This window comes from Pseudomonas sp. Y3 TE3536 (assembly GCF_053629175.1).
Map to the genome: position 1 here is coordinate 678,292 of NZ_JBRJHU010000001.1, position 21,338 is coordinate 699,629.

Below are 21,338 nucleotides of genomic sequence, written 5' to 3' on the forward strand. Positions count from 1 at the left end.
AACGCCCCTCGTTTTTCCGCCTTGCCTTGCCCCGGAGTTCCCCATGACGGCCCCTGCCGAGCTCTCGCCTACCCTTCAACTGGCCTGCGACCTGATCCGTCGCCCCTCGGTCACCCCCGTCGATGCCGACTGCCAGGCGCAGATGATGAATCGCCTGGGCGCCGTGGGCTTCCAGCTCGAACCCATGCGCATCGAAGACGTCGACAACTTCTGGGCCAGCCATGGCAACCAGGACGGCCCGGTGCTGTGCTTCGCCGGCCATACCGACGTGGTGCCGACCGGCCCGGTGCAGCAGTGGCAGCACGAGCCGTTCGAAGCGCTGATCGATGCCGATGGCATGCTCTGCGGCCGTGGCGCCGCCGACATGAAAGGCAGCCTGGCGTCGATGGTGGTGGCCAGCGAGCGCTTCGTGCGCGACTACCCCGACCACCGTGGCAAGGTCGCTTTCCTGATCACCAGCGACGAAGAAGGCCCGGCCCACCACGGCACCAAGGCCGTGGTCGAGCGCCTGAAAGCACGCAACGAGCGCCTGGACTGGTGCATCGTCGGGGAGCCTTCAAGCACCACCCTGCTCGGCGACGTGGTCAAGAACGGCCGCCGCGGCTCGCTGGGCGCCAAACTGACTGTGCGTGGCAAGCAAGGCCATGTGGCCTACCCGCACCTGGCGCGCAACCCGATCCACCTCGCTGCCCCCGCCCTGGCAGAACTGGCGGCCGAGCATTGGGACGAAGGCAACGCGTTCTTCCCGCCAACCAGCTTCCAGATCTCCAACCTCAATTCCGGCACTGGCGCCACCAACGTGGTACCCGGTGAGCTGACTGCGCTGTTCAACTTCCGCTTCTCTACCGAGTCGACCGTCGAAGGCCTGCAGCAGCGGGTGGCGGCAATCCTCGACAAGCATCAGCTTGACTGGAGCGTCGACTGGGCACTGTCCGGCCTGCCTTTCCTTACCGAGCCGGGCGAATTGCTCGATGCGGTGTCGGCCAGCATCAAGGCCGTCACCGACCGGGATACCCGCCCGTCCACCAGCGGCGGTACCTCCGATGGCCGGTTCATCGCCACCATGGGCACCCAGGTGGTAGAACTCGGCCCGGTCAACGCCACCATTCACCAGGTCGATGAGCGCATCCTGGCCAGCGACCTCGACCTGCTGACCGAGATCTACTACCAGACCCTGGTCCGGTTGCTCGCCTGATGCTGGCCTGCCCCCTCTGCCAGGCAGCCCTGTCGCGGCTCGACAATGGCGTGGTGTGCCCTGCCGGCCACCGCTTCGACCGCGCCCGCCAGGGTTACCTGAACCTGCTGCCGGTGCAGCACAAGAACAGCCGCGACCCGGGTGACAACCAAGCCATGGTCGAAGCCCGTCGCGACTTCCTCGACGCCGGACACTACGCCCCGGTGGCCGGTCGCCTGGCCGAGCTCGCCGCCGAGCGCCAGCCTGCTGCCTGGTTGGACATCGGCTGCGGTGAAGGCTACTACACCGCCCAGCTGGCCCAAGCCCTGCCCGATGCCGACGGCTACGCCCTGGACATTTCTCGCGAAGCGGTCAAGCGCGCCTGCCGGCGTGATCCGTCGGTCACCTGGATGGTCGCCAGCATGGCCCGCGTGCCCCTGGCCGACGCCAGCTGCCAGTTCATCGCCAGCGTGTTCAGCCCGCTGGACTGGGCCGAAGCCAAGCGCCTGCTCAGCCCTGGCGGTGGCCTGATGCGGGTCGGCCCGACCAGCGGCCACCTGATGGAGCTGCGTGAAGTGCTCTACGATGAAGTGCGCCCGTACGCCGACGACAAGCACCTGGCCCTGGTGCCGGACGGCATGGCCCATGCGCACAGCGAAACCCTTGAGTTCCGCCTGAGCCTGGCTGCGCCCAAGGCACGTGCCGACCTGCTGGCCATGACCCCGCACGGCTGGCGCGCCAGCGCCGAAAAACGGGCACTGGTGATCGACCAGGCCGAGCCGTTCGAGGTCACGGTTTCCATGCGTTATGACTATTTCGTGCGCCAAGACTGAGCACACCCGGAGCCCTTATGCGCCAACCTGATATCGAGATTTACCTGAAGGACGCCGACGTCGACCACAAGCAGATTGCCGCCTGGCTCGCCGAGGCCGTCGGCCCGTGCAGCGAATGGCAGCAAAAAGGCCAGACCTTCAAATGCAAGGCCGGTAACATTCCAGTCACTTGGTTACCCAAGGCTGTAGGGAAATGGAACAGCCTTTACCTGGAAAGCGACCAGACGCCGTGGGCTGATGACGTCGCCTGTGCACGCGCCGCGCATGCCGCGCTCGGCGTCGAAGTACGCTGTGCACCGGGTGGCTGGGTCGAGGAAGACGGTGAAGAAGATGCCGATCGCTGGATCCGCATCAGCGCCGACGGTGAAGAGGAAATCACCTGGCGCACCAGCTGAACACGCTGGAAACTGATCGCATCAGGCTGCAAGTGACACGGACTTGCAGCTTGAGGCTTACCACATGAGGCTCAGAGCCCTACTACGTCCTCGGCTTGCAGGCCTTTCTGGCCCTGCACGCAGGCGTACTCGACCTGTTGCCCTTCGACCAGGGTACGATGCCCCTCACCGCGGATCGCCCGATAATGGACGAACACATCCGCACCACCTTCGCGCTGAATGAAGCCATAGCCCTTGGCATCGTTGAACCACTTTACATTCCCAGTCTCACGAGACGACATCTGAACTACTCCGGATTTTTATTGTGAAGATCGCCTTGTAGGCCCGCAGTCATCACCGCGTGCCGACGCCGCTTGCCGAAATATCCTGCAAGTGGCAGGCCGAGTATATGACACAGATTAAAAAAAATTGATGACGGTCCGGATTTTTGCCGGTTTTTGCTGAACTTACGCACATACGGCAGACTAATTGGCTGGATACTCACCTGAAAATCACTCCCAGGGCCCACTCCTCATGACCCGTTCCCCCCTGCGCCGCCTGATCTTCGGCGCCCTGCGTCGCCTGTTGTACCTGTGGGTGCGCTCCGAGACCATCAATCAGTCGTCGCTGACGCTCAAGCTTGATCGCAGCCGCCCGGTGTTCTATGCCCTGCCGTCGCCCTCGCTGACCGACCTGGCAGTACTCGACCGCGAGTGCACCAAGGCAGGGCTGCCACGCCCGGTGCTGCCGGTGGCCGTGGGCACCCTGCACGAGCCGGCCGCGTTCTTTTACCTGACGCCCGACCCCGACTGGCTGGGCCGCCAGGACAAAAGCGGCGCCCCACCCACCCTCGAACGCCTGGTCGCGGCCGTGACCCAGCACGCCGAGGAAGACGCGCAGATCATTCCGGTGAGTGTGTTCTGGGGCCAAAGCCCCGCCAGTGAGTCCAGCCCCTGGAAGTTGCTGTTCGCCGACAGCTGGGCGGTCACCGGGCGCCTGCGCCGGCTGCTGACCGTGCTGATCCTGGGGCGCAAGACGCGTGTGCAGTTCTCTGCACCGATCCACCTGCGTGAACTGGTACAGCACAACAAGGGCCACGAGCGCACCGTGCGCATGGCCCAGCGCCTGATGCGCGTGCACTTCCGTAACCTCAAGACAGCCGTGATCGGCCCGGACATCTCGCACCGACGCAACCTGGTCAAGGGCCTGGTGCATGCGCCACAGGTACGCCAGGCCATCAGCGACGAAGCCGAGCGCGAGGGCATCCCCCTGGCCAAGGCCGAAGCCCAGGCGCTGCGCTATGGCAACGAGATCGCCTCGGACTACACCTACACCGCGATCCGCTTCCTTGAAGTGGTGCTCAGCTGGTTCTGGAACAAGATCTACGACGGCATCAAGGTCAACCACATCGAGCAGGTGCAAGGCATCGCCCCGGGCCACGAAGTGATCTACGTGCCCTGCCACCGCAGCCACATCGACTACCTGCTGCTGTCGTACCTGTTGTTCCGCAACGGCCTCACCCCGCCGCACGTGGCGGCCGGCATCAACCTCAACATGCCGGTCGTCGGTAGCCTGCTGCGCCGTGGCGGGGCGTTCTTCATGCGCCGCACCTTCAAGGGCAACCCGCTCTATACCGCCGTGTTCAACGAGTACCTGCACACGTTGTTCAGCAAAGGGTTCCCGGTGGAGTACTTCGTCGAAGGCGGCCGTTCGCGCACCGGGCGGATGCTGCAACCGCGTACCGGCATGCTGGCAATCACCCTGCGCAGCTTCCTGCGCTCGTCGCGCACGCCCATCGTCTTCGTGCCGGTGTACATCGGCTATGAGCGCGTGCTCGAAGGCCGCACCTACTTGGGCGAACTGCGCGGCGCGAGCAAGAAGAAGGAGTCGATCTTCGACATCTTCAAGGTCTTCAGTGCCCTGAAGCAGCGCTTTGGCCAGGTCTACGTCAACTTCGGCGAGCCGATCCGCCTGGCGGGCTTCCTCGACGAGCAGCAACCCGGCTGGCGTGAACAGGACCACGGCCCACAGTTCCGCCCGGCCTGGCTCAACCAGGCCACTTCACGCCTGGGCGACACCGTGGCGCGCCACCTCAACGAGGCCGCGGCGATCAACCCGGTCAACCTAGTGGCCCTGGCGCTGCTGTCCACCAGCCGCCACGCCCTCGACGAACGTGCCCTGAGCCGCGTACTGGACCTGTATCTGTCGCTGTTGCGCAAGGTGCCGTATTCGCCCCACACCACCTTGCCGGAGGGGGATGGCCTGGCCTTGATCGAGCATGTGAAGGGTATGAAGCTGCTGTCCGAGCAGAAGGACGCCTTGGGCCGCATCTTGTACCTGGATGAAGCCGATGCGGTGTTGATGACCTACTACCGCAACAACGTCCTGCACATCTTCGCCCTGCCGGCTTTGTTGGCCAGCTTCTTCCTCAGCAGCTCACGCATGAGCCGCGAACTGCTTGGCCAGTATGTCCGGGCGCTGTACCCGTACCTGCAAACCGAACTGTTCCTGCGCTGGGCGCCGGAGCAACTGGACGAGGTGATCGACCAGTGGTTGGCTGCACTGGTCGAACAAGGGCTGTTGCGCCAGGAAAACGATGTCTACCTGCGCCCGGCACCGAGCTCTCGGCCGTTCGTATTGTTGACGTTGCTGGCCCGCAATATCACCCAGACCTTGCAGCGCTTCTACATGGCCACTTCGCTGTTGCTCAACAGCGGCCAGCACACCTTGAGCGCAGAAGCGCTGGAAGACCTCTGCGTGATGATGGCCCAGCGCCTGTCGATTCTGCATGGCCTCAACGCCCCGGAATTCTTCGACAAGACCCTGTTCCGCCACTTCATCCAGACGTTGATAGAGCAAGGCGTGCTGCAAGCAGACGCGCAAGGCAAGCTGGGCTACCACGACAAGCTCGCCGAGGTGGCCGAAGCGGTCGCCAAGCGCGTGTTGTCGGCGGAGTTACGCTTGTCGATCCGCCAGGTCGCCTTGCACCGTGACGACTCCCTGGAAACTTCGGCCCTCTGAGGCTTCATCTGACGCGCAAATCCGCTAAAGTCCCTGGGGTTGGCCAAAAGCCAGCGCCAAGGACTACGGAGATTCCATGAAAAAGCTCTTTATGCTGTGTTGCGCATCCCTGCTTGCAGCCTGCTCCAGCCACACCCCATCGACCCAGGCCAGCCTGGACGGCGAAGTCTTCTACCTGCAGCGCATCGCCCTGCCCCCAACCGCCACCCTCAGCGTGAGCTTGCAAGACGTGTCGCTGATGGACGCACCCGCAGTGACCCTGGCCAGCCAGGCCGGCCCGGTTAAAGGCAACGTGCCGCTGCCGTTCCACCTCACCTATGACCCGGCCCAGGTCAAGCCCGGCCACCGCTATGCGATCAGCGCGCGTATCGAGCTCGACGGCAAGCTGCTGTTCATCAACACCGAACACCACGGCGTCAAACTCGACGGCAGCGACACCCAGCCCGTGCGGATCAAGGTCGATCAGGTTCGCTGACACCCGTACATTTCTGTTCAGAAGGAAAGCTTCATGATTCGCTCTTCCCTGCGCTTCACCACCCTGTGCGCCGGCTTGCTGCTGTCTGCCAGTGCCCTGGCCCTGTCGCTGGGCGACCTGTCCCAGAAGGACGCCACCGGTGGCCTGAAAGACGCGCTGACCCAAGGCGCGCAGATTGCCGTCAAGCAACTGAGCACCCCGGGCGGTTTCAACAACAACCCGGACGTGCGCATCGAACTGCCGGGCAACCTCGGCAAGGCCGCCAAAGCCATGAAAATGTTCGGCAAGGGTGACCAGGTCGACGCCTTGGAAACCAGCATGAACAAGGCCGCCGAGGCTGCCGTGCCACAGGCCCAGGCGATCCTGGTCGATGCTGTCAAGAACATGAGCGTGACCGATGCCAAGGGCATCCTCAGCGGTGGCGACGACTCGGCCACCCAGTACCTGAACAAGAGCAGCCGCGAACAGATCCGCGCCAAGTTCCTGCCGATCGTCAAGCAAGCCACCGACAAGGTGGGCCTGGCCCAGCAGTACAACAACTTTGCCGGGCAAGCGGTGGCATTGGGCGTGGTCGACGCCAAGAGCGCCAGCATCGAGAACTACGTGACCGAAAAGGCGCTGGATGGCCTGTTCGAGATGATCGGCAAGCAAGAACAAAGCATTCGCCAGAACCCGGCCGAGGCTGCTACGAGCCTGGCCAAGAAGGTCTTCGGCGTGCTTTAAGCGCACCTGGCCTGCACTGCGCCCCAGATAATGGACGGGTGTCCAACATCTGGGGCGCAGCTCAGCCCCTTTGTAGGAGCAGCCTTGTGCTGCGAAGAGGCCGGTGCAAGCACCTGACATCAAGGGTGCCTGCACCGGCCTCTTCGCAGCACAAGGCTGCTCCTACACAGGGCAGTGGCTGCTCAGTCGGCTGAATCCTTCTTCACCCTGAACCACGCCGCATACAGCGCCGGCAAGAACAGCAGGGTCAACGCGGTCGCAACAATCAACCCGCCCATGATCGCCACCGCCATCGGCCCATAGAACACACTGCGCGACAACGGGATCATCGCCAATACCGCCGCCAGCGCGGTCAGCACTATCGGGCGGAAGCGCCGTACCGTGGCCTCAATGATTGCCTGCCAACGCTCCATGCCCGCCGCAATGTCCTGTTCGATCTGGTCCACCAGAATCACCGAGTTGCGCATGATCATCCCGGCCAGGGCAATGGTGCCGAGCATGGCGACGAAGCCGAACGGCTGGCGGAACACCAGCAGGAACAGCGTCACCCCAATCAGCCCCAAGGGCGCGGTCAGGAACACCATCACCGTGCGCGAGAAGCTGCGCAGCTGGATCATCAGCAAACTCAACACCACCACGATGAACAGCGGCATGCCGGCATTCACCGATTTCTGCCCGCGCTCCGAATCCTCTACCGTACCGCCTACCTCGAGCAGGTAGCCATCCGGCAGCTTGGCTTTGATCGCCTGCAGTGTCGGCTCGATCTGCCGCACCAGCGTCGCGGGCTGTTCCTTGTCATAGATGTCGGCGCGCACCGTCACCGTCGGCAAACGGTTACGGTGCCAGATGATGCCCTCCTCGAAGCCATACTCCAGGGTCGCCACCTGCGACAGCGCCACGCTCTGGCCATTGTCGGTGGGCAACGCCAGGCTGCCGAGGTTGGCCAGTTCGCTGCGTTCCTTGTGCGTGCCGCGCAGCAGGATTTCGATCAATTCGTTGTCTTCGCGGTACTGGCTGACCGTGGTCCCGGTCAGCGAGCTCTGCAAGAAGCTGGACAACTGCGCGGTGCTGACGCCGAGGGCGCGCGCGCGGTCCTGGTCGATCTCCAGGAACACCGCTTTGCTCGGCTCTTCCCAGTCCAGGTGCACGTTCACCACATGCGGGTTCTCACGCACCTTGTCGGCCACCTCGCGGGCCAGCGCACGGGCCTTCTCGATGTGCTCGCCGGTCACCCGGAACTGCACCGGGTAGCCCACGGGTGGGCCGTTCTCCAGGCGGGTGACGCGGCCGCGCAGCTCTGGGAACTGCTGGTCCATGGTGGTGATCAGCCAGCTGCGCAGGCGCTCACGGTCATCCATCGACTTGGCCAGCACCACGAACTGGGCAAAGCTGGCGGCCGGCAGTTGCTGGTCCAGCGGCAGGTAGAAGCGCGGTGAACCGGTGCCGACATAGGCCACGTAATTGTCGATGCCGTCCTGCAGCTTGAGCAGTGCTTCCAGTTGCTTGACCCGCTCGGCGGTGTTGGCCAGCGACGCACCTTCGGCCAGTTTCAGGTCGACCATCAGCTCCGGGCGCCCGGAGGCCGGGAAGAACTGCTGCGGCACGAAACGGAACAACAGGATGCTGCCGACAAACGCCGCGAGGGTCAGCAGGATGACCGTCTTGCGCCGCCGCACGCACCACTCCACCACACGCCGCACGCGCTGGTAGAACGGCGTGGCATACGGGTCGGGCGCGTGCCCATCACTGCCGTGCCGCGCCGCATGCAGTTTGGCCAGGTCTGGCAGCAGCCGCTCGCCCAGGTACGGCACGAACACCACCGCTGCGACCCAGGAGGTCAGCAGCGCAATGGTCACCACCTGGAAGATCGAGCGGGTGTATTCGCCGGTACTGGAGGCCGCCGTGGCGATAGGCAGGAAGCCCGCCGCGGTGATCAGGGTGCCGGTGAGCATCGGGAAGGCCGTGCTGCTCCAGGCATAGCTCGCCGCCTTGAGCCGGTCGTAGCCCTGCTCCATCTTGATCGCCATCATCTCCACGGCAATGATCGCATCGTCCACCAGCAAGCCCAGCGCCAGCACCAGGGCGCCGAGCGAGATCTTGTGCAAGCCGATGCCAAAGTAATGCATGGCGGCAAAGGTCATGGCCAGTACCAACGGGATGGCCAACGCCACCACCAGCCCGGTGCGCAGGCCGAGGGAGAAGAAGCTCACCAAAAGCACGATGATCAACGCCTCGGCCAGTACTTGGACGAACTCACCGACGCCCGCCTTGACCGCCGCCGGCTGGTCCGAGACCTTGCGCAGCTCCATGCCCGCCGGCAGGTTGCGCGCCAGGCGTTCGAACTCGCCCTCCAAGGCCTTGCCCAGTACCAGGATGTCGCCGCCGTCCTTCATCGAGACGGCCAGGCCGATGGCGTCCTCACCCATGAAGCGCATGCGCGGTGCGGGCGGGTCGTTAAAGCCGCGGTGCACCTCGGCAACGTCGCCGATGCGGAAGGTGCGATCGCCCACGCGAATCGGGAACTGGCGGATCTGCTCGACGCTGTCGAAGCGCCCGCTCACCCTCAATTGCAGGCGCTCGCTGGGGGTTTCGAAGAAGCCGGCGGTGCTCACCGCGTTCTGCGCCTGCAGGGCCTGTTGGACAGCCTCCAGCGGTACCCCAAGGGTTGCCAGCTTGAGGTTGGACAGCTCGATCCAGATTTTCTCGTCCTGTAGCCCGACCAGCTCGACCTTGCCGACGTCCTTGACCCGCTGCAGCTGGACCTGGATACGGTCGGCGTAATCCTTGAGCACCGCGTAGTCAAAGCCCGCGCCGGTCAGCGCATAGATGTTGCCGAACGTGGTGCCGAACTCGTCATTGAAAAACGGGCCCTGCACCTCCGGTGGCAGGGTGTGGCGGATGTCCGCGACCTTCTTGCGGATCTGGTACCACAGCTCGGGGATGTCCTTGGAGTGCAGCGAATCGCGGGCCATGAACGTCACCTGCGACTCGCCCGGGCGGGAGAACGAGACGATCTTCTCGTACTCGCCGGTCTCCATCAGTTTCTTTTCGATGCGCTCGGTGACCTGGCGCGACACTTCTTCGGCGGTGGCGCCGGGCCACAGGGTGCGCACGACCATGGCCTTGAAGGTGAACGGCGGGTCCTCGCTCTGGCCCAGCTTGGTGTAGGACATGGCGCCAATGGCAGCCAGCAGGATCATCAGGAACAGTACGATCTGGCGATTGCGCAGCGCCCAGGCGGAAAGGTTGAAACCCATCGGGACTTACTCCTTGGCCGTCAGGTTCACTACACGGTTGGTGCGGTCCACGGGGCGCACCTCCTGCCCCTCGCGCAGCACATGGCCACCCGCGGCGACCACCCAGTCGCCCGGCTTCAAGCCTTCGAGTACCGGGACGCTGTCGGTGCCGTATGGCCCGAGGCGCACCACCGTGCGCGCCAGGCGGTGGTCCGGGTTGACCCGCCAGACATAGGCCTGGCCGTTTTCTGCGGTCACCGCAGAAAGCGGCACCGCCAGTGGGATGAGGCCCTCATGGGCAATGAACACGCGCGCGCTCTGGCCCAGCTCGGCCGGTGCCTTGGCTGAAGTGAAGGCGATGCGCGCGGCAAAGGTGCGCGAGCGTGGGTCGGCTGCCGGCGAAAGTTCACGGATGCGCCCTTCGAAACGCTCACCAGGGTGCGACCACAGTTCCACACTGACCGCCTGCCCCACCGCAAAACGGGCGAATTGCTGCTCCGGTAGGCCGATGGCTACCTCACGCTCGCCATCCGCAGCCAGGGTGAACACGGTCTGCCCGGCAGCGACCACCTGGCCGACCTCGACCTGGCGCTTGGCGATCACCCCAGCCTGCGGCGCACGCAGCACCGCGTAATCGGCCTGGTTGCCGGCAACGTCGAACTCGGCCTTGGCTTGTTTAAGGCGGGCCATGCCGGCGCGGTAGAGGTTTTCGGCATTGTCGTATTGCGAATGGCTGACCATCTGCCGGTCCAGCAGCTTCTGGTAGCGATCACGCTCGGCGCGCACCAGCGCCAGGTTGGCTTCGGCGGCCGCCAGTTGGGCGCGATTGGCCTCCAGTTGCAGGCGCACATCCTGGGGGTCCAGCTCGGCCAGCGGCTGCTCGGCCTTGACCCGCTGCCCTTCCTCGACCAGGCGCTTGCTGACCTTGCCAGCGATGCGGAAGGCCAGTTCCGGCTCCAAGCGCGCACGCACTTCGCCGGGGTAGCTGTCGGCTGCCGCTTCGGCCGGCTGCGGCTGGATCACCAGTGCCGGGCGCGGCGCAGCGGGCGGTGCGGTTTCCTGGCCACACGCCGTCAGCAACAGGGCGACGGCAGCGGGCAAAGCGATGGACAAGGCATGGCGCAACATGATGAATCCTTTCGCGAAGAGCACATCGAATATTTATACTGACGGGTATATTAAATCAGCAAACCGAAGCCGGGAAGCCAGCGCCGGAAAGAAAATCAACATCAACGTTTGGCCATTCCTTGAGGCTGGATGGCGTGCGACCCGTTAAGATGGGCGACTCTTCAACCAGATGCAGACTCCAATGCCCAACGACGCACCCATCGGGCCCGGTCGCCCCAAGGACCTGGCCAAGCGCGAGGCGATCCTCGAAGCGGCCAAGACACTGTTCCTCAGCCTTGGCTATGCCAACACCAGCATGGATGCGGTCGCTGCGGCGGCAGGTGTTTCAAAACTCACCGTGTACAGCCACTTCACCGACAAGCAGACGCTGTTCTGCTCGGCGGTCATGGCAACCTGCCAGATCCAGCTGCCGGACCTGCTGTTCGAGTACCCCGAGGGGGCACCGATGGAAGAGGTGCTGCTGACCATTGCGCGTAACTTCCAGGCCCTGATCAGCAGCGACGAAGCGGTCAAGCTCAGCCGCCTGATCATGGCCCAGGGCAGCTCGGACCCAAGTTTTGGCGAGTACTTCTACGAAGCCGGGCCCAAACGGGTGTTGGCGGGTATGGAAGCACTTCTGCGCGGAGCGCATGAGCGCGGGTTGCTGCGCATCGATAACCCGTTGCGCGCGGCAGAGCACTTCTTCTGCATGGTCAAGGGCGCGCCGGACTACCGGTTGCTGCTGGGGTGCGCCGGGCCGTTGGAAGGCGACGAGGCCGAAGCGCATGTGCGTGAGGTGGTGGGGGTGTTCATGCGGGCGTTCCGGCCATAGCGGGATCCATTCAACCTACCGGCACGAACCCGGTACGGTAGGAGCAGCCTTGTGCTGCGAAGAGGCCGGTGAAAGCCGTGAAGATTCAAGGTGAATTCACCGGCCTCTTCGCAGCACAAGGCTGCTCCTACAAGCGTCTTCGTAATCAGGCCTTCAGCGCTTTCTTCGGGTAGATGTCATACCGGCTCGACTTGCCCTCCAGGCAATGGCTAGGCTTCGGCCCGTCGATGATCGGTGCCTTGCGCGGGCGCTTCACCACCACCCGATGGCTGGCCAACGCCAGGGCGGCTTCGAGCAAGGCCGGGGCATCCATATCATCCCCCACCAACGGCCGGAACACGCGCATTTCCTTCTTCACCAGTGCGCTTTTGTCCCGGTGCGGGAACATCGGGTCGAGGTAGATCACCTGCGGCGGCTCGCCCTCCCACGCGCGCATGCGCTCGATGGCATTGCCGGTCAGCAGGCGCATACGCCCGACGATCGGGCCCACCTCTTCATCGGCACGGGCCCGTGCCAGGCCGTCTTCCAACAACGCGGCAATCAGCGGCTGGCGCTCGATCAGGGTCATCTGGCAACCCAGGCTGGCCAGCACGAAGGCATCCTTGCCCAGCCCTGCGGTCGCGTCGAGCACTTGCGGGCGAACACCTTGAGCAATGCCGACCGCCTTGGCGATCATCTGCCCATTGCCACCGCCAAACTGGCGCCGGTGCGCAGCCTGGCCTTCGACGAAGTCCACCCGCACGGGCCCAGGGGCCTGTAGGCCCAATTGCTGGATCTGCAAGCCTTCAGCGCCCACCTGCACAGCGAAGCCGGCGGCATCGTCCTGCAGCGGCAGGCCCAGACGCTCGGCCCACGCCGCAGCCTGTTGCGCATACTCAGCCGACATCGCTTCGACCCTGATCCCCGTGCCTTGCTCTTCCATCGTCCACACCTAAAAAATCAAACCCAGCCCTTAATGAATCGGCAACCACGGCCGATACAGGCAATATCCCGCTATTCTGCCAGAGCACAACGCGCGCGACTGCCATGACAGATACTCTTCCCATCGGTTTGACCTACCTGTCGCCTGTCGGCCACTACGGTCAGCAGAATACCCAGACACTCGGGGGCGTGAGCCACCTGTGGCAGGATTTCTTTGCCCGTGCCATCGCCGAGCAACAGGAAGTACCCGCGGACAGTATCAGCGAGTCGTTCGTGCAATACGATCAGCACAGCGGCGAGCCGATTGGCGGGGCCAGGGCACTGGCGCTGATCGATGCCCAGCGCGCCTGCGCCGTACACGACACCGAAGTCGCGCCCCCCGAGCCGCTGTTCCTGCCCAAGGCAGAGCTTGAGGCCAACCTGCTGGAACCTGCGCCTGAACCGTTCAGTGCCATCGAGCTGATCGAACAACAGCGCGAGCTGGACCTGAGCAACAGCTGGTTGCGCCCGGTGGTCATGAGCCAGGGCCAGCCGCTTGCCGAGCCGGGCCCAGGCCCCTCCCCACGCCCACTGTTCCTGCCTATCGCCGAGTTCGAGACCAACCTGCTGGACCCGGCGCCCGAGCCCTACGACGAAACCACCCTGGCCAAACAGCAGAACGACCTGGAATTCGACATCCATTGGGCGCGCCCGGTGGTGCTGAACAACGTTCGCGCGTACGCCTAAATTTACAGCGGCTCAGCGACAGATCTGCCAAAGGCCCATGTCAACGTGGAAGTGGTTGTGGTGCGCGGCATTGTAGTCGGGCCCCAGCACGGTACTGAAGCGCTCGCAGGCCACCTGCTGCACCTCGCGTAAAAACTCAGCTTTCTGCCCACCCGCCTGCCAATCCTGCGCCAGCACGATGCGCTGGCCGTCCTGCAAGCGAAAACCACTGATATCCAGAGCGTTGGCGGTGGCATGCTGGCTGAGTCGGCCTTGTTTGCGGTGGTAGACATTGCGGCAGGCGAAACTGCCCAGGTGATCGACCTGGGTCACCGGCTGCCCCAATACCCGCTGCGCCACGGGCTGCAGGCCATGCTGCTCGAACAGCGCATAGGCCACTGCCAGCGGGCAACTGGCGAGAAAACTGCTGCTGAGCCGCGCCTGACCGCCTTCGATGCGCCACACGTTGTTCAGCGGGCAGTTGGCCGAGGCTGGGCTGTCGGCCTGGGCCCGGTAACGCAGGCCACTGGTTGCCAGCGCTTCGCGGCACAGCGCCGGGTCATTGCGCAGGCGCGACAGTTTGTAGGCAGTAAGCAGGTTGGGTGGCTGGCGCACGTCCAGCGCCGCCCAGGGGTTCCATGCATCGGGCAGGCGCCAGCCAAGGTGCCAGGCCAGGCCTGCCATCAAGGACAGGCCCACCAGCAGCGCCAGCAACGCACGCATGGCCAATCAGCGACGGAACAGATCGTTGAGCTGCGCGAACGGCAACGCCTGTTCGCCGTAGCCGAACGTGCCTTCATCGCGAATTTCCAGGGCCGCCCGGTGGAAAGCCCCTAACGCTGCGCGGGCCAGCGACGACCCCACGCTGATTCGGCGCACGCCCAGGTCTTGAAGTTGATTGACGCTCAGCGTCACGCCTGCCAACCCCATCAGCACGTTGACCGGCTTTGGCGCCACCGCCTGTACCACTGCGCGAATTTCTTCGACAGTGCGCAACCCAGGCGCATAGAGCACATCAGCACCCGCTTCGGCAAAGGCTTGCAGGCGCAGAATGGTGTCGTCCAGGTCCATTCGCCCGTGCAGCAGGTTTTCTGCGCGGGCGCAGAGGGTGAATGGGAAGGGCAGGCTGCGCGCCGCCTGAACCGCCGCGCGCACGCGCTCCACGGCCAGACCGTGGTCATAGATGGGGGCGTCCTTGCGCCCGCTGGCGTCCTCGATAGAGCCCCCCACAAGGCCCGCCTCGGCGGCACGCAGAATGGTCTGTGCACACTCCTCAGGCAGGTCGCCAAAGCCGTTTTCAAGGTCGGCGGCAACCGGCAACGCCGTGGCATCGACGATCACGCCGGCATTAGCCAGGGTTTCGTCCAGGCTCAACGCGCCTTCGGCGTCTGGCCGGCCCAGGCTGAAGGCCAGGCCCGCGCTGGTCGTGGCCAGTGCCTCGAAGCCAAGGCTGGCCAGCAGCTTGGCAGAGCCGGCATCCCACGGGTTGGGGATGACGAACGCGCTGTCGCGCTCATGCAGGGCCTTGAAGGCTTCGGCTCGCAGGGTTTGCACATCCATGGTCTCAACCTCAGGCATTAAGGAGTGGTCAGAGTAGTCCCAGTTGTTCGACCTCAGGGGCGCGTGGCAATTCCGGCAATGATGCAAGGCCGGGCAGGCGCTGCATCAGGCGCTGGTGAAAGCGCTGGGCCAATGCCGCAGCCAGGCGGTTATCCGAGGTGTGCAAGAAGATGTAGGGGCTGCGGCCTTCCTCGATCCAGCTGGCTATCTTGTCCACCCAAGGCGTCAGGAAGGTTTCGTTGGCGTCCAGTTGCGGGTGGCCAATGAAACGCACCTGCGGGTGCTGGCTGAAGGCTGCGGGGCGCGGTGGCACTTTGGGTTTCTTGGCTTGAGCATGCAATACGGCGGGGTCGCGCGATGTGCAGCTGAACAAGGCCCGTGGGTCGAGGCAGATGCGCTCGACGCCACGTTCGAGCAGCAGCCGGTTTAGCTGCCGCTCCTCCTCACCCCGCGCAAAAAAGGCGTCGTTACGCACCTCGACGGCCACCGGCACCGCCACTTCATCCAGAAAGTGGCTCAACTCTGCCAAGCGCGCAGGCCCGAACATGGCAGGCAGTTGCAACCAATAAGGCGATACTCGCTCACCCAGCGGCGCCATCAACCGGGTGAAGGTGATCGCCGCGTCCAGTTGCTCGCGAAGGTCCGCGGCATGGCTGACCTCGCGGGGGAACTTGGCCGTGAAACGAAAGTGCGCCGGCATCACCTGCGCCCAGCGGGCCACGGTCGCGGGCGCGGGGCTGGCATAGAAGGTGGTGTTGCCCTCGACCGCATTGAACACCTGGCTGTACAGGCCCAGGTACTCAGTGGCTCGGGCGTCGGCGGGGTACAGGTAATCGCGCCAGGCGCTTTCGCTCCACGACGGACAACCCAGAAAATAAGGCAGAAGAGAGGGAGTCATCCCTCAAATGTACAGGTCGAGCCCCAGTACTTCCATGTCCCAATCGGTAAAACCGGCTGTGCTCAGGTAACTGGCCAGCGCCGTTGCTGTGCGCCGATCACGGGCGCGGGGGAAGACCATGTCTTGCTGGCGGGCTGGCAGGCCACCGCTGCGACGGCGAGTGGTGGCTTCTTGGGAGGCGTCGCTTTGCGCGTCATTCTCGATCACTTCGGCATCGTCGATTGCCTCGTCGCGCACCGACGCTTTGCGCGGAGCGCGCTTGATCGGGTAGGACTGCGAGGAGAAACCGTCGATACGCATGGTGTGAGCACTCAGGACCAATGATGGCAATTTAGCAGCATCAGTGTTCCGTCGCTAATGCTCGAGTGATAACTAGACCACAGTTCGCGCGAAAGGTTTTATCGTCATCGGCGATAACCGACGAGTAGCCGTCAGCGTTTCTTGGGTGTGGCTACATTATCGCGCAAGTACACCGGTTGCGCCTGCTCGGCAGCGATGGCCTCGCCGCGCGCCCAGGCGAAGCGGGCCAGGCTGAGGATGTCGAGGGCATTGGGCAACGCTGCGGCATTGCTGGCAGCGACCTGCACTGCCAGGCGCTCGGCATACCCCCAGCCGGTGCCGGCACCGAACCACTCGCCCGTGCTGGCGTCGGGCAGCGCCACGCGCTCGGGCGGCAGCACCGCTTCCTGGCCGATCAGGCGCATTTCGCCTTCGTATGCCTGGTAGCAGCCCCAGTACACCTCGTCCATGCGTGCATCGATGGCGGCAGCCACCTGCTGCACACCCTGCTCACGCATCGCGCCTTGCGCCAACGCGGCCAGGTTGGACACCGGCAGCACCGGGCGTTCGAGCGCGAACGCCAGGCCCTGAACCACACCGATGGCAATCCGTACGCCGGTGAAGGCGCCCGGGCCACGGCCGAAGGCGATGGCATCCAGCGCGTTCAGCGCTACACCGGAGTCACCCAGCAATTGTTTGATCATCGGCAGCAGCTTCTGCGCGTGCTGACGTGGGATCACCTCGTAATGGCTGGTTACCTTGCCGTCATGCAACAGGGCAACGGAACAGGCTTCGGTGGCGGTATCCAGGGCCAGCAGGGTGGTCATCGAACGGGTTTCCAGGGGCAGGGAAAAGAGCGTCAGTATAAACGACAACGGCCCGCAAGCGGGCCGTTGTCATGCAAGGCTCTTGATCAGCTGAGGGCTGCCAGTACCTTGGCAGTGATGGCGTCGACCGAACCGACACCTTCGATGTGGCTGTACTTCGGCTTGCCGGCATTGGCGGCCGACAGCTTCTGGTAGAACTCGACCAGCGGCTTGGTCTGGGTGTGGTAGACCGACAGGCGATGACGCACGGTTTCTTCCTTGTCGTCGTCGCGCTGGATCAGGTCTTCGCCCGTCACGTCGTCCTTGCCTTCCACTTTCGGCGGGTTGTACTGAATGTGGTAGGTGCGGCCCGAAGCCAAGTGCACGCGACGGCCCGCCATGCGGCCAACGATTTCTTCATCGTCAACGGCGATTTCGACCACGGCATCGATGTCGACACCGGCAGCGACCATGGCTTCAGCCTGTGGAATAGTGCGTGGAAAACCGTCGAACAGGCAGCCGTTGGCGCAATCCGGCTGGGCGATGCGCTCCTTGACCAGGCCGATGATCAGCTCGTCGGAAACCAGTTGGCCGGCATCCATGACTTTTTTCAGTTCCAGGCCCAGCGGGGTGCCGGCCTTGACCGCGGCACGCAGCATGTCACCGGTGGAGATCTGGGGGATACCGAACTTCTCGGTGATGAATTTTGCCTGAGTACCTTTACCGGCCCCGGGAGCTCCCAGCAGAATTACGCGCATCTCGTGCTCCTCAAATTTTTTTATGAAATTCAATGGATTCGGCAACCAGGGCCAAGTCCGGAAAATCGGGTATGACCATAAATCGGTCAGAAGGCTGCTCAAGATACACAGCGCCCGGCAGCCAGACAAGCGTCCCAAAGTTGCAGGAATGCGCCACTTGCGCACTGCCTGGTAGGCGGTTGCGCTCGGCGCAACCGCCCTCCTCGCCCTTTATTACGGCTAAAGGTGCACCCTTGCCTGGCGGCCCGCGCGTAACCTCAGCCGGTATTGCGCAGGCCTGCTGCAATGCCCGCCACGGTGACCAGCAAGGCCTGCTCCAACGGGCTGTCCAGAGCGGCTTCGCGGCCGCGCGAGCGCGCCAGCAACTCGGCCTGAAGGCGGTGCAGCGGGTCCAGGTAGGTGTTGCGCAAGCTGATGAATTCCAGGGTCTCTGGGCTGTGCGCCAGTAGCACCGGCTGCCCGGTCAGGCCCAGCACCACCTGGCAGGACTGCGACAATAGGTCGCGCAGGTGCACACCTAAAGGAAGCAACTCCGGTTGCACTAGACGTTCGTCGTAGGCCTCGGCGATTTGCGCATCGGCCTTGGCCAGCACCATTTCCAGCATGTCGATACGGGTACGGAAGAACGGCCATTGCTCACGCATTTGCGCCAGCAGTTCGCCCTGGCCGCGTTGCAAGGCATTGCTCAAGGCCGTTTCCCAGCCCAGCCAGGCAGGCAGCATCAGGCGCGTCTGGGTCCAGCCGAAGATCCACGGGATAGCCCGCAGGCTCTCGATGCCGCCCGCGCGTCGCTTGGCCGGCCGGCTGCCTAACGGCAGGCGGCCCAACTCCTGCTCGGGCGTCGACTGGCGGAAGTACTCGACGAAATCGGGGTTGTCGCGCACCACGCTGCGGTAGGCCTGCACGCCATCGGCGGCCAATTGGTCCATGACCTCACGCCAGGCCGGCTGCGGTGGGGGTGGCGGCAACAAAGTGGCCTCGAGCACGGCCGCCAGGTACAGGTTGAGGTTCTGTTCGGCGATACCGGGTAAACCGAACTTGAAGCGGATCATCTCGCCCTGCTCGGTGGTGCGGAATCGCCCGGCAACCGAGCCCGGCGGCTGCGACAGAATCGCAGCATGCGCCGGGCCGCCGCCACGGCCAACGGTGCCGCCACGGCCGTGGAACAACAGCAGTTCCACTTGATGCTCGCGGCAGATGCGCACCAGGTTTTCCTGCGCCCGGTACTGCGCCCAGGCGGCCGCCGTGGTGCCGGCGTCCTTGGCCGAATCGGAATAGCCGATCATCACTTCCTGCGGCCCGCGCAGGCCGGCGCGATAGCCAGGCAGGCCCAGCAGGCGCTGCATCACCGGGCCGGCGTTGTCCAGGTCGGCCAGGGTTTCGAACAGTGGCACAACACGCATCGGGCGGGTCAGCCCAGCTTCCTTGAGCAGCAACTGCACGGCCAGCACATCTGAAGCGGCGCCGGCCATGGAAATGACATAGGAGCCCAGCGAGGCGGCCGGGGCAGCGGCAATTTCCCGGCAGGTGGCCAGCACCTCGGCGGTTTCCGCCTGGGGCTGGAAATGCGCAGGCAGTAAAGGCCGGCGATTTTTCAGTTCGGCCAGGAGGAAGGCGATACGCTGCTCTTCATCCCAGTCGGCATAGCGCCCCAAGCCCAGGTAATCGGTGATTTCGGTCAGCGCGTCACGGTGGCGGGCGGCATCCTGGCGCACGTCCAGGCGCCCCAGGTACAGGCCAAAGGTCACGGCACGGCGCAGGCAGTCGAGCAGTGGCCCTTCGGCAATCACACCCATGCCGCATTCGTGCAGCGACTGGTAGCACAGCTCTAGCGGCGCGATCAGGTCGCGGTTGTCGACCAGTACATCGGCACCGGCGGGCGTGCTGCTGCCCAAGGCGGCATGCGCCCAGGCGCGGGTCGCACGCAGGCGGTCGCGCAATTGCTTGAGGATTGCGCGGTAGGGCTCGGCACTGTCGCCGACATGCTCCCGCAGCGCGCTGCTGGCGTGTTGCATGGACAGTTCGGCGGCCAAGGCATCGATATCACGCAGGAACAGATCAGCGGCCATCCAACGTGCCAGCAACAGCACTTCACGGGTTACCGCCGCCGTGACATTGGGGTTGCCGTCACGGTCGCCGCCCATCCACGAGGCGAAACGGATAGGTGCGGCCTCCAGCGGCAGGCGCAGCCCCGTGGCGTCGTGCAGCGCCTTGTCGACCTTGCGCAGGTGGTTGGGAATGGCCTGCCACAGCGAATGCTCGATCACCGCGAAGCCCCACTTGGCCTCGTCCACGGGGGTCGGCCGGGTGCGGCGGATTTCTTCGGTGTGCCAGGCTTCGGCGATCAGCCGGCGCAGGCGCTCACGCACCTGCTGGCGTTCGGCAGGGGTCAGGTCGCGATGGTCCTGGGCGGCCAACTGGCCAGCGATTGCGTCGTACTTCTGGATCAACGTGCGCCGCGCCACTTCGGTGGGGTGCGCGGTCAGTACCAGCTGAATGTCTAGCTTGGCCAGTTGCCGGGCCAGGGCGTCGTTGCCATGCCCGGCCTGCTTCAGGCGGGCCAGCAGCTCAGGCAGCACGCGTGCCTCGAAAGGCTCTGGCTGGTCGGCGTCGCGACGGCGGATCAACTGATACTGCTCGGCCATGTTGGCCAGGTTGAGAAACTGGTTGAACGCCCTTGCTACCGGCAGCAAATCGTCGTCAGCCAGGTCCCCAAGGGTCGAGCTCAGTTGCTCGCCAGCCACCCGGCGGTCGGCCTTGGCGCTGTGGCGGATGCCCTCGATCTTCTGCAGGAACGCCTCGCCGTGCTGCTGACGAATGGTGTCGCCAAGCAACTCCCCCAACACATGGACATCTTCACGCAAACGCACATCGATATCGGTCATTGGCCCTCTCTGTAGCGCAGCCTTGGCGCACTCGTTCAGGAAACAGCACTGGGCCAAGAGTGCCCCCAGCCGCGCGCCGATAGCAAGCCTAAGGGCAAGCCGTGATCGGCAAAGCAAACTAAAGTGCAAGCAGAGCACTCCGATGCAATGCAGCCTTTCGAGGCGTTGACAGAGGTCATCATGAAAATCCGTGAACTCGCCCAGCACTGGGAACAGAATGCCGCAGGCACCCTCAGCCGTACCGGCCATGTGCTGCATCTGGACTTGGAGTCCGAGGCGCGCCTGGCCGCGCTGATCGACATGTACCCCAAGCGCACCGCCGAAGAACTGCTCGGCGAACTGGTGGCGGCGGCCCTTGAGGAAATCGAGGCCAGCTTCCCCTATGTAAAGGGGAGCCAAGTGATCGCCACCGATGAAGAAGGCGACCCTTTGTTCGAAGATGTCGGCCCTACCCCGCGTTTTCTGTCGTTGTCCCGGCACCACTTGCATGAGCTGAGCAGCACCGCTGACGACAGCGAAAAATAGCCACGATGCACACTGTTCCGGGCCTGCAAGGCCCGGAATACCCCGCCTGAGTGTGAAAGTTCCGCACAAAACTCACTGACCAATCAGTCAGAAAACTTTGCCCGATTACGGGATTTTTTTCTGAACTAATCGAAAAACGGCCGAGTCCGAGCAAATAGCCATCACGCTAAAACCCTGCACACTGCCCTCGTGCACCGTTCAGCTGAAGCGCACGGTAACTGTCAGG

General features: G+C 64.1%; 20 protein-coding genes. 9 read left to right on the forward strand and 11 right to left on the reverse strand.

All coding sequences use genetic code 11. From position 1 onward, the window contains the following. Positions 1-43 precede the first annotated feature (43 nt). From dapE to AB7M33_RS03020, 3 genes are read left to right on the forward strand one after another with little or no spacing between them, the layout of a single operon-like run. A complete protein-coding gene (gene dapE / locus AB7M33_RS03010; protein WP_027595779.1) occupies positions 44-1,195 on the forward strand; it encodes a succinyl-diaminopimelate desuccinylase in 1,152 nt (383 codons plus the stop codon). Beyond that, positions 1,195-2,007, forward strand: coding sequence for a putative RNA methyltransferase (locus AB7M33_RS03015; RefSeq protein WP_027595778.1), 813 nt, complete (start codon positions 1,195-1,197; stop codon positions 2,005-2,007). Before dapE ends, AB7M33_RS03015 begins: the two co-directional genes overlap by 1 nt. Positions 2,008-2,024: 17 nt before the next feature. Beyond that, positions 2,025-2,402 carry a hypothetical protein gene (locus AB7M33_RS03020; protein ID WP_027595777.1) on the forward strand — a complete coding sequence of 126 codons (378 nt, stop codon included), beginning with the start codon at positions 2,025-2,027 and terminating at the stop codon, positions 2,400-2,402. Between the two features lie 71 nt (positions 2,403-2,473). Here the strand turns inward: AB7M33_RS03020 and AB7M33_RS03025 are convergent, their stop codons facing one another. Beyond that, positions 2,474-2,683 (reverse strand): cold-shock protein, encoded by a 210-nt coding sequence (locus AB7M33_RS03025; protein WP_027595776.1) that lies wholly within the window; start codon positions 2,681-2,683, stop codon positions 2,474-2,476. A 232-nt stretch (positions 2,684-2,915) separates the two neighbouring features. Between AB7M33_RS03025 and plsB the strand changes: the two genes are divergently transcribed. From plsB to AB7M33_RS03040, 3 genes are all read left to right on the forward strand, one after another. Next, positions 2,916-5,402, forward strand: a complete 2,487-nt coding sequence (gene plsB / locus AB7M33_RS03030; RefSeq protein WP_265968637.1) for a glycerol-3-phosphate 1-O-acyltransferase PlsB — start codon at positions 2,916-2,918, stop codon at positions 5,400-5,402. A gap of 76 nt (positions 5,403-5,478) precedes the next feature. Continuing rightward, positions 5,479-5,877, forward strand: coding sequence for a YbaY family lipoprotein (locus tag AB7M33_RS03035; protein ID WP_027595774.1), 399 nt, complete (start codon positions 5,479-5,481; stop codon positions 5,875-5,877). Positions 5,878-5,910: 33 nt separating this feature from the next. After that, positions 5,911-6,600: a DUF4197 domain-containing protein gene (locus AB7M33_RS03040; protein ID WP_027595773.1), complete on the forward strand. Its 690-nt coding sequence runs from the start codon at positions 5,911-5,913 to the stop codon at positions 6,598-6,600. A gap of 182 nt (positions 6,601-6,782) precedes the next feature. On the opposite strand, the gene AB7M33_RS03045 is transcribed toward AB7M33_RS03040, so the two are convergent. Together AB7M33_RS03045 and AB7M33_RS03050 are read right to left on the reverse strand one after the other, a co-directional pair. Continuing rightward, positions 6,783-9,857: an efflux RND transporter permease subunit gene (locus AB7M33_RS03045; protein WP_454242399.1), complete on the reverse strand. Its 3,075-nt coding sequence runs from the start codon at positions 9,855-9,857 to the stop codon at positions 6,783-6,785. Between the two features lie 6 nt (positions 9,858-9,863). Beyond that, complete coding sequence (locus tag AB7M33_RS03050; RefSeq protein ID WP_099428477.1) at positions 9,864-10,964, reverse strand: efflux RND transporter periplasmic adaptor subunit; 1,101 nt, start codon at positions 10,962-10,964, stop codon at positions 9,864-9,866. A gap of 169 nt (positions 10,965-11,133) precedes the next feature. Between AB7M33_RS03050 and AB7M33_RS03055 the strand changes: the two genes are divergently transcribed. Continuing rightward, complete coding sequence (locus AB7M33_RS03055; RefSeq protein ID WP_027595770.1) at positions 11,134-11,775, forward strand: TetR/AcrR family transcriptional regulator; 642 nt, start codon at positions 11,134-11,136, stop codon at positions 11,773-11,775. A 145-nt stretch (positions 11,776-11,920) separates the two neighbouring features. Here the strand turns inward: AB7M33_RS03055 and AB7M33_RS03060 are convergent, their stop codons facing one another. Then, complete coding sequence (locus AB7M33_RS03060; RefSeq protein WP_454242400.1) at positions 11,921-12,697, reverse strand: class I SAM-dependent methyltransferase; 777 nt, start codon at positions 12,695-12,697, stop codon at positions 11,921-11,923. 104 nt (positions 12,698-12,801) lie between these two features. Here AB7M33_RS03060 and AB7M33_RS03065 point away from each other — a divergent pair, with 104 nt between their 5' ends. Further along, the gene (locus AB7M33_RS03065; RefSeq protein ID WP_454242401.1) at positions 12,802-13,422 is read left to right on the forward strand and encodes an energy transducer TonB; all 621 of its coding nucleotides are present in this window, start codon (positions 12,802-12,804) and stop codon (positions 13,420-13,422) included. Positions 13,423-13,434: 12 nt separating this feature from the next. On the opposite strand, the gene AB7M33_RS03070 is transcribed toward AB7M33_RS03065, so the two are convergent. The 7 genes from AB7M33_RS03070 to ppc all read right to left on the reverse strand — a co-directional run bounded on the left by AB7M33_RS03070 (position 13,435) and on the right by ppc (position 20,587). Continuing rightward, positions 13,435-14,124 carry an extensin-like domain-containing protein gene (locus tag AB7M33_RS03070; RefSeq protein WP_099428473.1) on the reverse strand — a complete coding sequence of 230 codons (690 nt, stop codon included), beginning with the start codon at positions 14,122-14,124 and terminating at the stop codon, positions 13,435-13,437. Positions 14,125-14,130: 6 nt separating this feature from the next. Then, positions 14,131-14,961: an isocitrate lyase/PEP mutase family protein gene (locus AB7M33_RS03075; RefSeq protein ID WP_454242402.1), complete on the reverse strand. Its 831-nt coding sequence runs from the start codon at positions 14,959-14,961 to the stop codon at positions 14,131-14,133. A gap of 28 nt (positions 14,962-14,989) precedes the next feature. Next, positions 14,990-15,859, reverse strand: a complete 870-nt coding sequence (locus tag AB7M33_RS03080; protein ID WP_238216416.1) for a DUF72 domain-containing protein — start codon at positions 15,857-15,859, stop codon at positions 14,990-14,992. Between the two features lie 3 nt (positions 15,860-15,862). Next, positions 15,863-16,159 (reverse strand): hypothetical protein, encoded by a 297-nt coding sequence (locus AB7M33_RS03085; protein WP_085272733.1) that lies wholly within the window; start codon positions 16,157-16,159, stop codon positions 15,863-15,865. Between the two features lie 131 nt (positions 16,160-16,290). Then, complete coding sequence (tsaB, locus tag AB7M33_RS03090) at positions 16,291-16,965, reverse strand: tRNA (adenosine(37)-N6)-threonylcarbamoyltransferase complex dimerization subunit type 1 TsaB (RefSeq protein ID WP_454242403.1); 675 nt, start codon at positions 16,963-16,965, stop codon at positions 16,291-16,293. 86 nt (positions 16,966-17,051) lie between these two features. Next, positions 17,052-17,702 carry an adenylate kinase gene (adk, locus tag AB7M33_RS03095; RefSeq protein WP_027595762.1) on the reverse strand — a complete coding sequence of 217 codons (651 nt, stop codon included), beginning with the start codon at positions 17,700-17,702 and terminating at the stop codon, positions 17,052-17,054. Positions 17,703-17,959: 257 nt separating this feature from the next. Continuing rightward, positions 17,960-20,587, reverse strand: coding sequence for a phosphoenolpyruvate carboxylase (gene ppc, locus AB7M33_RS03100; RefSeq protein WP_454242404.1), 2,628 nt, complete (start codon positions 20,585-20,587; stop codon positions 17,960-17,962). A 180-nt stretch (positions 20,588-20,767) separates the two neighbouring features. On the opposite strand from ppc, the gene AB7M33_RS03105 reads away from it, so the two are divergent. Beyond that, on the forward strand, positions 20,768-21,112 hold the full coding sequence (locus AB7M33_RS03105) for a pilin assembly protein (RefSeq protein WP_099430867.1): 345 nt from the start codon (positions 20,768-20,770) through the stop codon (positions 21,110-21,112). Positions 21,113-21,338: the final 226 nt, after the last annotated feature.